Raw genomic sequence first — 13,374 nt, 5'->3', positions numbered from 1 at the left:
TGTCGTAGTTCCACAGTTCCCGTAGTAAGTGTATGATCCCCCATAGAGATTGACTCTATACGTCCCACTAGCCAAAGCGACAGAATAATTGCCGTTGGCATCCGTACAGGCGGAACCGGCTGACACACCGCTGGTACTGTCTTGTATCTGAACGTACACATTTTGAATGCCGGTCCCACCAGGATTTTTGACGCCACCGCTCAGTGTTACCGCCTGCTGTACAAGCACAACATTCTGCGATACATCCGCACCGTTGACGACAATTCCATTCACCACTGATTCGCTTAATCCGCTGCCACCTGGAGGCGTAATGGTCAGATCGTAGCTGCCATCAGAAGCAGGGAGGGAATACATCCCGCTGGCATTCGTGGTAGTGGTCCCAACCGGCATAGAGGTTGCCGCATTTTTTAGAGTAACCGTGGTATTGGGCAGTGGATTACTGCCGCCATAAACTGTTCCGGAAATAGTCCAAGCTAGTGCGACATTGAAGGTGCAAAATAGCATCAGCAGTGTGGTCGCAAGGATAAGTCCCACCTTTGTAAATTTCATATTACGCTCTCCGAAGATAATTGATTTTACGGTCTTGCCTGTTGCTACTTTTTAGACTGCAGCACAACAGCAACGTCGCCGGCCTCGAATACCTTTGCCGGCAGATTGACCGTCGCGTAAGCCTTACCGTCCGGTGCCTTGATCTGAACGAAGGCATCCAGAAACTCCATGGTCGGCAGACTAAAGCGGCCATTAGCATCGGTGGTCAGCTTGTATTTGTCCACATCCTGCAGATGTACATTCACCTCCGCCCCAACAACCGGCTTGCCGTCCGGATACGTCACCTTGCCCCCGGAAGCAAAGCAGGCAGAAGCCCAAAGTAGTGCAGCTCCAAAGATGATCATCGTTCTTAAGTACAGCTTGGTCATGAGCATGTTCCTCCAGCAAATAGGTGATATTGGAATGAAAACTTCGCAGTTCGGACAAAAAAAACCGCCCTTCTTCATCAGCATAGAAGACGGGCGCTTCAACCATACTCAAAGTACGGCGAACCACACTCTTCGGCGGGTCAGCCATCCGCGGCAAACGGATCTGGTCCTCTGCGTCCCCGGATTGCTCCGGGTTTGCTCTGATCAAAGAGATGTAACCTTATTATTTTTGAAGATTGCTGTTATCGAAACTTTTTCTTTAGATACACCTCTCGATGCGTATCCATGTCCGGGCTATCTCCTAAAAAGATTAAGGCGTCCGAGCAAGTTGCATGCCACGAGAACAGACCACACAACTTAGTGTAAACACAATAACTATTTTAATGAGGTTAATTAACCCCAAGCCATTTAGCTTAACTTTACCGATTCGATATGGTGTTTTAACGTCACAGGTGGAGCCTACAGAGGAAGCGAGAATCGAGCAGCAACCTCTAATGTCTCGGACGGCTGTGCTTTTGCTCATTGTCATTCTGACATAGGCACGTCATTCTTACTTTCTGACACAAAAACTTTGGTGGGACGTAAAGGGGATGCTACGGGCAGGTAAGTAATTTACAGAAAAGTTGTTCTATTAGAAGTCGCTGGGACGTCAGCTACGTCAATTACAAAAGAAAAGGCACTTACGAATTAACGTAAGTGCCTGACTTTCTGGTGGTGCCCAGAGACGGAATCGAACCGCCGACACGAGGATTTTCAATCCTCTGCTCTACCGACTGAGCTATCTGGGCAAGAGACCAACTTTATACTTTGAATCGCCGGCTGTGTCAACCCTTTTCTTCTAATTTTTATCATCTGCTTCTTTCTTCCTTTACCGACGTTCCCTCACCCTGTCCCTCTCCCAATGGGCGAGGGGACGCGAGGCACCAGTTCCAGTTGAAAAGCAGCAGTTGAAGGGTATCAGGCGCGGGAGATAAAACGGCCGTCGCGGGTGTCGACTTTGATCTTCTCGCCGGTCTCGAGGTACGGCGGAACCTGCAGGCGATGGCCGGTTTCCAGGACCGCTTCCTTGGTCTGCGCGGTGGCGGTGGCGTTCTTGAGAGCCGGGGCGGTTTCGGTCACTACCAGCTCGACGACCATGGGGAGGTCGACGCTGACCATGCGCTCCTGGAAGATGCCGAGCTGCACCTCGGTGCCGTCCAGCAGGAAGGGGGCAATGGCCTCGAAGTTGTCTTCTTCCATCTCGAACTGCTCGTAGTTCTCGAGGTCCATGAAGATGCCGCGGCCGCCGTCGGCGTAGAGGAACTGCCCCTTGTGGCGCTCGAAGTCGGCCTCGTCCACCTTGTCGCCGGAACGGAAGGTCTTCTCCAGGACCTGGGCGGTGAGCAGGTTGCGGTACTTGGTCTTGACCATGGTGTTGGCGCCGCGGGCGGAGGGGGACTGGAAGGCTACATCCATGATGACACAGGGAGCGCCATCCAGCTTGATGACGAGCCCCTTCTTGAAGTCGTTAGTGGTATACATGCACAATCTCCTTTGCGAAATGCCCCTTTTTAGCAGAAAAGTGTGATAAGTTCAACCGCGCCATAACGGCGGCTGTCATAGAGATTGGAGGAAGCGTGAAGATCGACACGGAGTTTATCAAGTTGGACAGCTTTCTGAAGGCGGTGGATGCGGTGTCGTCGGGTGGCGAGGCGAAGATCATCATCTCCGAGGGGATGGTGTCGGTGAACGGCGAGGTGGAACTGCGTCGCGGCAGGAAGCTGCGCCCCGGTGACAAGGTGGGACTGGGGGGACAGACCTTCTCAGTGGAGTAGCCGGGGTTTAGCCCCCGGCACGCTTCGCTTTGTAGCCTCGTTTGGTGAGTTCGGCAAGCAGGGTGTCGGCGTGGTCGCCCTGGATCTCGATGACACCGTCCTTGGCGGTGCCGCCGCAGCCGCAGCGTTTTTTCAGGTCGCCCGCAAGAGCGGTGAGGGCCGCCGCATCGAGGGGGAGGCCGGTGATGACGATGACCGTCTTGCCGCCGCGTCCTTTGGTTTCGCGTCTCAGGCGCACCGTGCCGTCACCTGCGGGAGTTGACGACTTCTTGCAGGCGCAGGCGTTGACGGGTTTGCCGCAGCCGGGGCACACGCGGCCGAATTCGGAGGAGTAGACGAGCGGGGCATCGCTGGAGCTGGACTTTTTCATGGCTGCCTTTGTAGCAGAAAATGGACGAAGCAGTAAAGGCGAAAACCGAAAACCATTGGCCACGGAGAAAATCTGAGAACTTCTGAGAAAACCAAAAACGAAGCGGAGGGGAAGCGAAAGGCTTTTACCCTTTCTTTGTATTTGCAGTCTCAGATTTCCTCAGATTTTCTCCGTGGCTAATGGTTTTAATGCCTTTGCAGTTCGACGGGCCGCGGGACCTCGCTTTCCATGATGGGGCGGGGGGTGAGGCGGTCGGGGATCTTCAGCACGGTGACGCCGGGCGGGGGCTCGATCTCCTGGTACAACGGCTCGCTCCCCCTCTGGTAGGTCTTGGAGAAATGCATCGGCAACACGTATTTCGGGCGCAGCCGGTCCAGCAACTGGTTGAACTGTGTCGTGCAGAGATGACGGGACACCCCGGCCTTTTTTGACTCGGACGCGAGGAAGGCACACTCACACACCAACAGCGTCACCCCCTGCACCAGCCCGGCCAGCTTCGCCACGTTCTCCTCGGAATAACCGATGTCCGTTACGTAACCGATGCTGGCGGGCTCTTCGAACATCCTGATGCGCTGGTACAACTTCGCGGCATCCGGCGCAACCTTCTCTTCGATGCTCCCGCCGCTGTCGTGCAGGTACTTCACCGGGCTCCCCTCCATCACGCCGTCGTGAAACAGCTTCTCCATATCCTTGAGCCACTCGCCCTTCTTTATCCCTTCAGCCGCCATGCGCTCGTCATCGAGCACGAAGGCGGCGCCCTCGTCGATGCGGTAGGCCATGACCGGAATGTGATGCTCGCACTGGGTCCCGCTCACGGTGAGATGGCGGTTGCCGTAGAGGACACCGTTGCGCTCCCCCTCGGAACTGGCCAGGAAGGCTTCGGGGCCGCTGTAGAGAGTGCTTGCGACCCGTCCGTTTGCACCGACCTCGTTGACCCTGAAATTGCCCCAGAAGGTATCGGCGAGGTTCCAGTCGTAGCAGGCGAACTTGTTAGCCATGCGCTTTGACAGCCCCGGCGGGCCGAAGACGTCGATGGTGCGCGGCGAGGCGTGGCTGTGGCGGATTACGCTGTCCATTCCCATGAAGTGGTCCATGTGGGCGTGACTGATGAAGATGGCGTCGATGGATGTGTAGACCCTCTTGGCGAGGTGATGCATCTTGCCGCAGTCGAATAAAAGTGCGCGGCCGGTCGGACGTACCCGGATTAAAAGCAGCGGGTCGTCGAAGAGTCCTGCAAAGAAGGTGGGTTCGAGGTAGCGGAAAGGTTTGGGCATGCGCAGAATTTTACCATTAGATTGACCTGCATCAATTGAATGACTCTCTGAACGCGCTAAAGTTCAGACATCGACAGCAATCAACCGGCAAAGGAGAATGGATATGGCAGAGAAAAAAGGTGTGGCACTGGGTGAAGCAATCAATCTTCTTAACTTGGCTGGATATGCGGACGGCGCGGTCGTCAGCAGGACCGTTATCGACAAGCCGGTTGGCACCATCACCGCTTTCTCTTTCGACGCCGGCGAGGGGCTGAGCGAGCACACGGCGCCCTATGATGCCTTTGTCCAGGTTTTGGACGGTGAGGCAGAGATCAACATAAATGGGGTAGCGCACAACGTGGCCGCTGGCGAGATTATCATCATGCCCGCGAACATCCCTCATTCCCTGAGGGCGGTGCAGCGCTTCAAGATGCTGCTGGTCATGATCAGGGCTTAAAAAACTTCAAAAGCAGTTACGCAATGAGGAAAAAAAAGAATCCGCAAAGCACGGGAAGAAAAACTTTTTGGGTTACCCCAAAACCGTTTTCCTTTGCGGGCTTCGCGGATTCTTGGCGTTCTTTGCGTAACTGCTTTTATTTTGCCGGTTCTTCTTGGTTTGCCTACCTGCAGCCGCACCCGCAGCGGCCGTTCAGTTCGGCCTCGTACCCCTTCCGCAGCAGCTTGGCCACTTCTTTCGAGTGGTAGGTCAGGATCAGGTCGGCGCCGGCGCGCTTGAAGGACATCATGGTCTCCATGATGACGCGGTCTTCGTCGATCCACCCCATCTTGGCGGCGGCCTTGACCATGCTGTACTCGCCGGAGACGTTGTACACGGCGGTCGGGAGGTTGAACTCGTTTCTCACCTCGCGCACGATGTCGAGATACGGCAGGCCCGGCTTGACCATCAGGATGTCGGCGCCTTCCTCGACGTCCATCCTCGCCTCGCGGATCGCCTCGAGCCTGTTGCCCGGATCCATCTGGTAGGAACGACGGTCACCGAACTGCGGGGTGGACTCGGCAGCCTCGCGGAACGGGCCGTAGTAGCCGGAGGCGTACTTCACGGCGTAGCTCATCAGCGGGATGTGGTTGAAGCCGTTGTTGTCCAGCGCCTCGCGGATGGCGGCCACGCGGCCGTCCATCATGTCGGAGGGGGCGACCATGTCGGCGCCGGCCCTGGCGTGGGACAGGGCCTCGCGGGCCAGCAGCTCCAGGGTCTCGTCGTTGTCGACGTCGCCGTTTTTGATCACGCCGCAGTGGCCGTGGTCGGTGTACTCGCACATGCAGACGTCCGTGATGACGGCCAGCTTGGGCACTTCCTTCTTGATGGCGCGGATGGTCTCCTGGATGATGCCGCTCTCGGAGTAGGCGTCGCTACCCATGGCGTCCTTCTGCTCCGGAATGCCGAAGAGGATCACCGCCGGAACGCCCAGTTCGTAAGCCTCCTGGGCCTCCTCGACGATGTTCTCGATGGACTGCTGGTAGATGCCCGGCATGGACGAGATCTCTTTCTTGATCCCCTTGCCGAAGGCGGAAAACATCGGGTAGATCAGGTCGTTGGCGGAGATGGCGGTTTCCCTGACCATGTTTCTGAAGACTTCCTTGCCCCGAATTCGTCTCGCTCTGTACACCGGGTAGAACATAGATTTCTCCTTTGGTTATGCGTTCGTTGCTGTGTTCGAAAAAGCTTCCCTCACCCTGTCCCTCTCCCGTAGGGCGAGGGGACGCGAGGGGATGATTATCTGTGACTGCGGCACAGCGTGCTGAAGTAAAGCCGCTTCCTCTATTTCCCGCCGAAAAAGCTGATCATCTCCCGCGACAGGGCCTCCAGGGTGAACTCGGCCGGCTCCATGTGCACGTCGAGACCGAGGTCGCGGCAGGTCTTGGAGGTGATCGGGCCGATCGAGGCGACGGTGACCCCTTCCATCAGGTGCAGGAAACGGTTTTCCCCGAGGATGCCGGCCAGGTTCTGCACTGTGGACGAAGAGGTGAAGGTGGCGCAGTCGATGCGCTTCTCCTCGAGCGCCAGCAATGCCTCCTCCGGAATGCCCGAGGGGGTATGGTTGGCGTAGGCTACCGGAGCGATCACCTGTGCGCCCAGTCTAGTCAGCTCTTCCGGGATCACTTCGCGGGCCCGGTCCCCTTTCGGGAACAGTACCCATTTGCCGTTCATGTCCATCTCCGAGAAGGCGGCCACCACGCCCTCCGCCTTGTAGTCGGCGGGGATGAGGTCGGGACGGATGCCGTACGGCGCTAGCGCCGCGGCGGTCTTGGGGCCGACCGCACAGACGTGGCAGCGCCCGAGGGCCCGGCTGTCGAGGCCGTGCTCGTCAAGCCTCGCGAAGAAGTATTTGACCGCGTTATACGAGGTGAAGATGATCCAGTGGAAGCTGTCCAGACCTTCGATGGCCTCGTCCAGGGCGGCGTAGCTCTCCGGTGCGGCAATCTCGATGGTCGGGCAGCAGTAGGCGCGGGCGCCGAGCTGCTCCAGCATGGAGGTGAATTCCCCCGCCTGGTCGGCGCCGCGGGTGACCAGCACCGAGCGACCGAAGAGCGGGCGGTTGTCGAACCAGCGCAGCGTCTCCCTGAGGTTCACCACTTCGCCGACCACGGTGATGGCCGGCGCCTTGAAGCCGGCGGCGCGGGCCTTGTCCGCGATATCCGCCAGTGTCCCGACCAGCACCTCCTGCTCGGGGCGGGTGCCCCAGCGGATCAGCGCCACCGGGGTTTCCGGCGCGCGCCCGTGCTCCATGAGGCTCTGCGCGATGTGCGGCAGGTTGGTGACCCCCATGTAGAAGACCACGGTGCCGCTGCCAAGCGAAAGCCCCTCCCAGTCGATCTCCGAGGACGCCTTCCCCTTCTTCTCGTGCCCGGTCACGAAGGCGACCGAGGTGGTCACGCCACGGTGGGTGAGCGGGATGCCGGCGTAGCTGGTGGCGCCGACGGCTGCGGTGATGCCCGGCACGATCTCGAAGGGAATCCCCTCCGCCACCAGTGCCTCGCACTCTTCGCCGCCGCGGCCGAAGATGAAGGAATCGCCCCCCTTGAGGCGCGCCACCACCTTGCCGGAAAGCGCCTTCTGCACCAGCAGCTCGTTGATCTGGCTCTGTTCGCGGTTGTGCTCGCCACCGACCTTGCCGGCGTAGATCAGTTCAGCCCCCTTGGGAGCCAGCCGCAGCAGTTCGTCGTTGGCCAGGTAGTCGTACATCACCACCTGCGCCTTGGCCAGGCAGTCGCGTCCCTTGACGGTGATCAGTCCGGGATCGCCGGGACCCGCGCCGATCAGGTAGACATAGCCCTTCTTTGTCGTTTCAGCAGTCATCTCGCACCAGGAAAGAGAGTGTCGTGCGCAAAAGGCAAAAGGCTAAGGTAGAACCGTTAGCCTTTAAAGCGAAAAAGCAAAAGCTTTGACCACCCACCTTCGCCAAGGCTTCGGTGGGCAGGCTCCAAACGAGCGCCTGTCGGCCGAAGCCTTGGCGAAGGCCGATGGTAATGCTTTTTGGTTTAAACCGGGATTTCCTTCTCCCGGGAGACTTCACGCTGGTACACCTCGGCGAGGATGGCGTGGCCGCCTTCGGAGAGGAGCTGCTCGGCGAGCTTCACGCCCAGCTTCTCGCAGTCGTCGGCCGGACCGGTAACCACGCCCTTGACGGAAACCTTGCCGTCCACGGAGGCGATGAAGCCGGTCAGCTTCAGTTCGTCGCCGGTCACTTCGCCGAAGGCGGCGATGGGGACCTGGCAGCCGCCCTCGCAGCGCCACAGCAGGGCGCGCTCGGCGCGTACCGCACGGCTGGTGTCCGGGTGGTTGAAGAACGCGATGGCTTCTTTAACGTCCTCGTTGGAGAGGTTGCACTCGATGCCGAGGGCGCCCTGGCCGATAGCCGGAAGGGAGAGGTCGGTCGGGAGCAGCTCGGTGATCTGGTCGGCAAAGCCGAGACGGTTCAGGCCGGCGGCGGCCAGGATGACGGCGTCGAGGCCTTCGGTCTCCAGCTTGTCCATACGGGTCTGCACGTTGCCGCGGATGATGACCATCTCCAGGTCGGGACGGACTTTCAGCAGCTGCGCCTGGCGGCGCAGAGCCGAGGTGCCGATGCGCGCGCCCTGCGGCAGGTCGGCGAACTTGACGTTGCGGGAGATGACGGCGTCACGCGGATCTTCGCGCTCGGTGATGCAGTACAGGCCCAGGCCCTCCGGGAACTCGGTCGGCACGTCCTTCATGCTGTGCACCGCGATGTCGATCTCGCCGCGCAGCATCGCTTCCTCGATCTCCTTGACGAAGAGGCCCTTGCCACCAACCTGCGCCAGCGGCACGTCGAGGATCTTGTCACCGATGGTCTTGATCTTCTTCAGGGTGACAGTCATGTCGGGGTAGCGTTTTTCCAGCTCGGACTTGACCCAGTTTGCCTGCCAGAGTGCGAGCTGGCTCGCGCGGGTTCCTATTCTCAGCTCTTTCAGCGCCATGTACTTCTCCTTTATATTTTGATCGTTTCGAGATCTATCGTTTTTTGCTCAATCTTAGTCTTAATCTCAGTCTGCTTCTCAGTCTTCCAGTTCCATCATGTTTTCCTGCTGCTCGGGAGTCTCCAAGTCGAAAAGGTGACGCAACGCATCGACGTAGAGGTCGTTGCGGCTCCCCTGGTCGGTCCGCTTCAGGAGGCTGGTGGGATGATGCAGCAGCTTGTTCATGATGGCGTTGGTGAGGGCGTCCATCTTCTTATCCGCGCCGGGAGGGAGATCCTTCCAGTTGGAAAGGGTCTTGGCCAGCTCGGCCTTCCTGATCTCGTCGAAGTGGCTCCTGAGGGCAACGATGGTCGGCGTCACGTCCAGCGAGGAGAGCCACTTGAAGAACTGGCCGATCTCCTGCTCGACGATCGCCTCGGCCTTGGCCGCCTCGACCTTGCGCTGCTCCAGGTTGGTGGCCACGACGCCGTTCAGGTCGTCGACGGTGTAGAGATAACAGTTCTCCACGTCGTTGACCTTGGGGTCGATGTCGCGCGGCACGGCGATGTCGATGAAGAACATCGGCTTCAGCTTGCGACGGCGCAGCACGTCTTCCATGTCCTTCTCGTGGATGATGAAGTGCGGGGCACCCGTGGAGGAGAGGATGATGTCCGCCTTGGGGAGGTGGTCCATCAGGGCCTCGAAGTGGACCGGCTTGGCGTCGAACTCCTCGGCCAGCTTCTCGGCGCGCTCGTAGGTACGGTTGGTGACCATGACGCCGCGCACGCCGACGTTGATGAAGTGCTTGGCGGCCAGTTCGCACATCTCGCCGGCGCCGATGAGCAGGACGGTCTTGTCGGAGAGCTCGCCGAAGATCTTCTTGGCCAGCTCCACCGCGGCGAAGGCCACGGAGACGGCCGAAGAGGCGATCTTGGTCTCGGTCCTCACCCTCTTGGCGACGGAGAAGGCCTTGTGCAGGAAGCGGTTCAGGATGATGCCGGAACTCTTGAACTCGGCGGCGTAGCCGTAGGAGGTCTTGATCTGCCCGAGGATCTGCGGCTCGCCGACCACCATGGAATCGAGGCTCGACGCGACGCGGAAGACGTGGCGGGTGGCCTCCTCCCCGTGGTAGCTGTACAAGTGCTTCTCGAGCGTCTCCAGCGGGAAGTTGTGGTAATCGGCAAGGAAACGCTTCAGGCGGGCCATGCCGCCGGCGACGTCGCGGGTGGTAGCGTAGATCTCCACGCGGTTGCAGGTGGAAACAATCACGGCCTCGGTGATGTCGGGGAGCGCCACGAGGGCGTTGAGCGGCTTCTCCATCTGGGTGGGGGAGAAAGCAACTTTTTCCCGGACCTCAACTCCGGCAGTTTTATGCGAAAGCCCGACCACAATAATGTTCATAACAATCCCTGCCCCTTCTGGGGAAATCCCTCTTACTTATAGCTGTGCAGCCCCGGCAGCAACAGGTTAACGCCGAGGAAGGTGAAGAGCATGATGACGAAGCCGAAGATGGAGAGCATCGCGGCCTTTCTGCCCCGCCAGCCGGTGGTCAGCCTGCCGTGCAGCAAGGCGGCGTAGATGAACCAGGTGATCAGCGACCAGGTCTCCTTGGGGTCCCAGCTCCAGTAGGTCCCCCACGCCGTCTCGGCCCAGATGGCGCCGGAGATGATGGCGAAGGTGAGCAGCGGGAAACCGAAGGTAAGGCAGCGGTAGCTGATGTCGTCCAGGATGTCCAGCGAGGGGAGCTTCTGGAACATGGAGCCCAGCTTGCGCGTCTTCAGGAAGTGCGACTGGATCAGGTACATGATGCTGACGCCGAAGGAAATGGCGAAGGCGGCATAGCCCAGGAAGGCCATGATGGTGTGTACCGCGAGCCACCTGCTCTTGAGAGCCGGGTTGAGAGGCGGGATCACCGTCGAGAAGGAGGCCGAGATCGCCATGATCAACAGCGCCAGCGGCATCATGAACGAGCCGAGGATGCTGATCTTGTAGCGCCTTTCCAGCAGCAGGAAGATGCCGACCACGGAGAGGCTGAAGAAGGAAAGTGATTCGTGCAGGTTGGTGATCGGGGTGTGCCCCGCCTCGAGGAAGCGGTTCAGCGTGAAGCCGCAATGTACGAGGAAGCCGGCCAGCGCGAGCCAGAGGCCTGTTTTGCCCAGGGACTCCTTTGGCTTGAGCAAGTAGATCAGGTAGACGGCGGTGACGACCGCGTAGATGACCAGGGTGCTGTTGAAGAGCAAGGCGTTCATGAAGGGTCCTCTTTTCCTGCCCCTACCGAGCCCGGTGCGGCCCCGGCAGCGGAGAGCTTCTGGAGTATCTGGTCTATGGCATCTCTCTGCCCGTTTTTGATTAGCGCAGGGAGGTCCAGCGCGGCAAGCTCGGCAAAAACCGTGTCATTGTATGCGTTCCCCGCCTTTTCAGTCAATAGCTTTTCACGGACGGCACTTAAAAGCGCCACAGCCTCACCGTATTCAGGACCGAACTGGCACCTCAGTTGGTCCACGATCCTTTTTGACAGAGAGGGGCTGGCTCCACCAGTCGACACCGTAATGAGCAGGTCTCCCTGTTCGAGAACCGCTGGTGTCACGAAGTCACCGTCCTCCGGCAGATCGACACAGTCGACGAGGAGATTCAGTTCGCGGGCAGCCCGCGCCACCTCGCGATTGACGGCGGGCTCACTGGTGGCGGCAAAGGCGAGGGTCGCTCCGGAGAGGTCGCCGGGGCGGTAGCTGCGGCACAGATGGACGATGCGCCCCTGCGCGGCGAGTGCTGCCAGGCTTTCTTCGACCACGGGGGCCACCACGGTGACGCGCGCGCCGGCACCGACCAGCCGCGCCACTTTGCGGGCCGCCACCCTGCCTCCACCGACCACTACCACCAGGCGGTCCTTCAGGTTCAGGTTTATCGGGTAATGAGGCACGAGCACTCCTTGTTTTCCCCGCAATACCGCTCCAACCACATTGATTATGGCGGGGCGGCCGCCCCAATATGGCCCTATCCCGCCGCCCTGTCAATGCTGAATACGTCAACGATGCAGAGGGGTTTGGCCACCTTAACAGCCTCTCACCCAAGGGGCATTTACTCCTTGCTTTTTTCATCGGCTCCTTTATAGTAGAACTCACTTTTTTTATTAAAGGAGAAGGTTCCATGGCCAGCGAAAACGTACATACCTTTACCGATGACAACTTTGACAAGGAAGTCCTGCAGTCCGACATCCCGGTGCTGGTAGACTTCTGGGCCACCTGGTGTGCCCCCTGCAAAGCAATCGCGCCCCTCATCGATACCGTGGCGTCCGAGTACGAAGGACGCGTTAAAGTAGGCAAAGTCAACGTTGACGACAACCCGGCGACCCCCGGCAAGTACGGCGTGCGCGGGATTCCCACCGTCATCCTGATCAAGGACGGCAAAGTGCTGGACCAGGTGGTCGGCGCAATCCCGAAAGCCCAGCTGGAGGCCCTGATCAATAAGGCTCTCTAAAAATGAAAAAGCTGATGCAGTTGAAGAAATCCCTGTTGAGGATCACCCCCCTGGCGCTGGCAGGCCTGCTGCTCTTCACGCAGTCCGCCCACGCCATACTGCAAAAAGGTGACCCCGCTCCCCCGATCAAGCTGACCACCACTTCCGGCCAGCCGATCACGTTGAACAATTACAAGGGCTACGTGCTGGTGATGGACTTCTTCGCCACCTGGTGCATCCCCTGTAAGGAAGCCATCCCCCACCTGAACTCGCTGAGGGCCAAGTACGGCAAGCAGGGGCTGCAGGTGCTGGGAGTCAGCGTCGATGAAGGAAGCGACCGCGACGTCAAGACCTTCATCAACGAGCGCAGGATCAGCTATCCGGTCGCCATAGCAGGCGAGGAGATGCAGACCGAGTACGGGCTGCGCTCCATCCCTACCGTCTTCGTGATCAACAAGAAGGGAGTGGTCGTGGAACGGTTCCAGGGCTTCTCGGACCAGACCGCGAAGGCGATGGAAGACACCATCAAGAGGCTGCTCGCCGAATAGGCACTGGCAGCTGCACGTAGAAAAAATGAGAGCGGCTCTTCGCTGCGATACCACAACGGTCATCGCTGGGAAGCAGCCGCTCTTTTCGTTCCTGCCCCCACCTTACCCATCGCGCTTTTCCAGGTCCTCATCCCCCGCCCAACACGTTGACTTTTTCTAATCACATGGCACGATTCGTGAGTGCTTTTTCCCGACCACATCAACAGAGGAGGTTATCCATGAAACTGAGAGCAACGGGGATAATTGGACAGGACGACGATGGTCACATAGTCCTCGAGTTGAAGAAAGGCCAGGATGTCGGGGTGATCAAGAGTCACGTGGGGGAGGAGGTCGAAATGGTAATCCTCACCAAGGAAGCAGCGGTACAACCCCGGGAGTCGGCTGCTTCTGCGACGGATAGTGGAGACCTCAGCACATGCGCCAAGCCGGGGTACTGGAACATCGAGGACCAGCAATGACGTCAGCCGCGCCCGCCCGTCGCGCCCACGCGTCTCTTCCCAATAAAACCGTCGAAAACCTCGGCCGGTAAAGACATCAACCTTTTGGCGAAGGTCATCACTTTTTTGGTGATGACCTTCG

16 protein-coding genes, 1 tRNA gene and 1 riboswitch are annotated in these 13,374 nt (G+C 59.1%); of the genes, 5 read left to right on the top strand and 12 right to left on the bottom strand.

Translation table 11 applies throughout. The annotated features are described in order from the left end of the window. The 4 genes from H7687_RS03535 to H7687_RS03520 form a co-directional block, all read right to left on the bottom strand. Window positions 1-549, bottom strand: a 549-nt coding sequence (locus H7687_RS03535) for a carboxypeptidase-like regulatory domain-containing protein (protein WP_209005527.1), incomplete at its 3' end; no start/stop codon positions are given. Window positions 550-593: 44 nt separating this feature from the next. Then, window positions 594-917 carry a carboxypeptidase regulatory-like domain-containing protein gene (locus tag H7687_RS03530; RefSeq protein WP_183345155.1) on the bottom strand — a complete coding sequence of 108 codons (324 nt, stop codon included), beginning with the start codon at window positions 915-917 and terminating at the stop codon, window positions 594-596. A 131-nt stretch (window positions 918-1,048) separates the two neighbouring features. Then, window positions 1,049-1,127: riboswitch (cyclic di-GMP riboswitch) on the bottom strand. Window positions 1,128-1,629: 502 nt separating this feature from the next. Next, window positions 1,630-1,705: transfer RNA gene (locus tag H7687_RS03525), tRNA-Phe, on the bottom strand. Between the two features lie 169 nt (window positions 1,706-1,874). Then, the gene (locus H7687_RS03520) at window positions 1,875-2,438 is read right to left on the bottom strand and encodes an elongation factor P (RefSeq protein ID WP_183345153.1); all 564 of its coding nucleotides are present in this window, start codon (window positions 2,436-2,438) and stop codon (window positions 1,875-1,877) included. Between the two features lie 95 nt (window positions 2,439-2,533). On the opposite strand from H7687_RS03520, the gene H7687_RS03515 reads away from it, so the two are divergent. Continuing rightward, window positions 2,534-2,731: an RNA-binding S4 domain-containing protein gene (locus H7687_RS03515; RefSeq protein ID WP_183345151.1), complete on the top strand. Its 198-nt coding sequence runs from the start codon at window positions 2,534-2,536 to the stop codon at window positions 2,729-2,731. Between the two features lie 7 nt (window positions 2,732-2,738). Here the strand turns inward: H7687_RS03515 and H7687_RS03510 are convergent, their stop codons facing one another. Both H7687_RS03510 and H7687_RS03505 read right to left on the bottom strand, forming a co-directional pair. After that, a complete protein-coding gene (locus H7687_RS03510; RefSeq protein WP_183345149.1) occupies window positions 2,739-3,101 on the bottom strand; it encodes a translation initiation factor Sui1 in 363 nt (120 codons plus the stop codon). Window positions 3,102-3,286: 185 nt separating this feature from the next. Continuing rightward, window positions 3,287-4,375, bottom strand: coding sequence for a ribonuclease Z (locus H7687_RS03505; protein ID WP_183345147.1), 1,089 nt, complete (start codon window positions 4,373-4,375; stop codon window positions 3,287-3,289). A 103-nt stretch (window positions 4,376-4,478) separates the two neighbouring features. Here H7687_RS03505 and H7687_RS03500 point away from each other — a divergent pair, with 103 nt between their 5' ends. Beyond that, a complete protein-coding gene (locus tag H7687_RS03500; RefSeq protein ID WP_183345145.1) occupies window positions 4,479-4,811 on the top strand; it encodes a cupin domain-containing protein in 333 nt (110 codons plus the stop codon). Window positions 4,812-4,974: 163 nt separating this feature from the next. Here the strand turns inward: H7687_RS03500 and hemB are convergent, their stop codons facing one another. From hemB to H7687_RS03470, 6 genes are all read right to left on the bottom strand, one after another. Continuing rightward, the gene (gene hemB / locus H7687_RS03495) at window positions 4,975-5,994 is read right to left on the bottom strand and encodes a porphobilinogen synthase (protein WP_183345143.1); all 1,020 of its coding nucleotides are present in this window, start codon (window positions 5,992-5,994) and stop codon (window positions 4,975-4,977) included. Window positions 5,995-6,134: 140 nt separating this feature from the next. Beyond that, window positions 6,135-7,673: a uroporphyrinogen-III C-methyltransferase gene (gene cobA / locus H7687_RS03490; protein ID WP_183345141.1), complete on the bottom strand. Its 1,539-nt coding sequence runs from the start codon at window positions 7,671-7,673 to the stop codon at window positions 6,135-6,137. Between the two features lie 182 nt (window positions 7,674-7,855). Next, a complete protein-coding gene (hemC, locus tag H7687_RS03485) occupies window positions 7,856-8,812 on the bottom strand; it encodes a hydroxymethylbilane synthase (RefSeq protein WP_183345139.1) in 957 nt (318 codons plus the stop codon). A 78-nt stretch (window positions 8,813-8,890) separates the two neighbouring features. Then, window positions 8,891-10,192 carry a glutamyl-tRNA reductase gene (hemA, locus tag H7687_RS03480; protein WP_183345137.1) on the bottom strand — a complete coding sequence of 434 codons (1,302 nt, stop codon included), beginning with the start codon at window positions 10,190-10,192 and terminating at the stop codon, window positions 8,891-8,893. Window positions 10,193-10,224: 32 nt separating this feature from the next. After that, window positions 10,225-11,040, bottom strand: coding sequence for a c-type cytochrome biogenesis protein CcsB (gene ccsB / locus H7687_RS03475; RefSeq protein WP_183345135.1), 816 nt, complete (start codon window positions 11,038-11,040; stop codon window positions 10,225-10,227). After that, window positions 11,037-11,711 carry a precorrin-2 dehydrogenase/sirohydrochlorin ferrochelatase family protein gene (locus H7687_RS03470; RefSeq protein WP_183345133.1) on the bottom strand — a complete coding sequence of 225 codons (675 nt, stop codon included), beginning with the start codon at window positions 11,709-11,711 and terminating at the stop codon, window positions 11,037-11,039. Before H7687_RS03470 ends, ccsB begins: the two co-directional genes overlap by 4 nt. 227 nt (window positions 11,712-11,938) lie before the next feature. Here H7687_RS03470 and trxA point away from each other — a divergent pair, with 227 nt between their 5' ends. From trxA to H7687_RS03455, 3 genes are all read left to right on the top strand, one after another. Continuing rightward, a complete protein-coding gene (trxA, locus tag H7687_RS03465; RefSeq protein WP_183345131.1) occupies window positions 11,939-12,268 on the top strand; it encodes a thioredoxin in 330 nt (109 codons plus the stop codon). 2 nt (window positions 12,269-12,270) lie between these two features. Next, window positions 12,271-12,795 (top strand): TlpA family protein disulfide reductase, encoded by a 525-nt coding sequence (locus H7687_RS03460; protein ID WP_246404551.1) that lies wholly within the window; start codon window positions 12,271-12,273, stop codon window positions 12,793-12,795. 218 nt (window positions 12,796-13,013) lie between these two features. Continuing rightward, a complete protein-coding gene (locus H7687_RS03455; protein ID WP_183345130.1) occupies window positions 13,014-13,253 on the top strand; it encodes a hypothetical protein in 240 nt (79 codons plus the stop codon). Window positions 13,254-13,374 lie beyond the last annotated feature (121 nt).

The sequence above is a fragment of the Geomonas paludis genome (assembly GCF_014193585.1).
Lineage (GTDB): Bacteria > Desulfobacterota > Desulfuromonadia > Geobacterales > Geobacteraceae > Geomonas > Geomonas paludis.
Note: the sequence above shows the minus strand (reverse complement) of the source record. Positions and strands in the feature narration are given on the sequence as shown.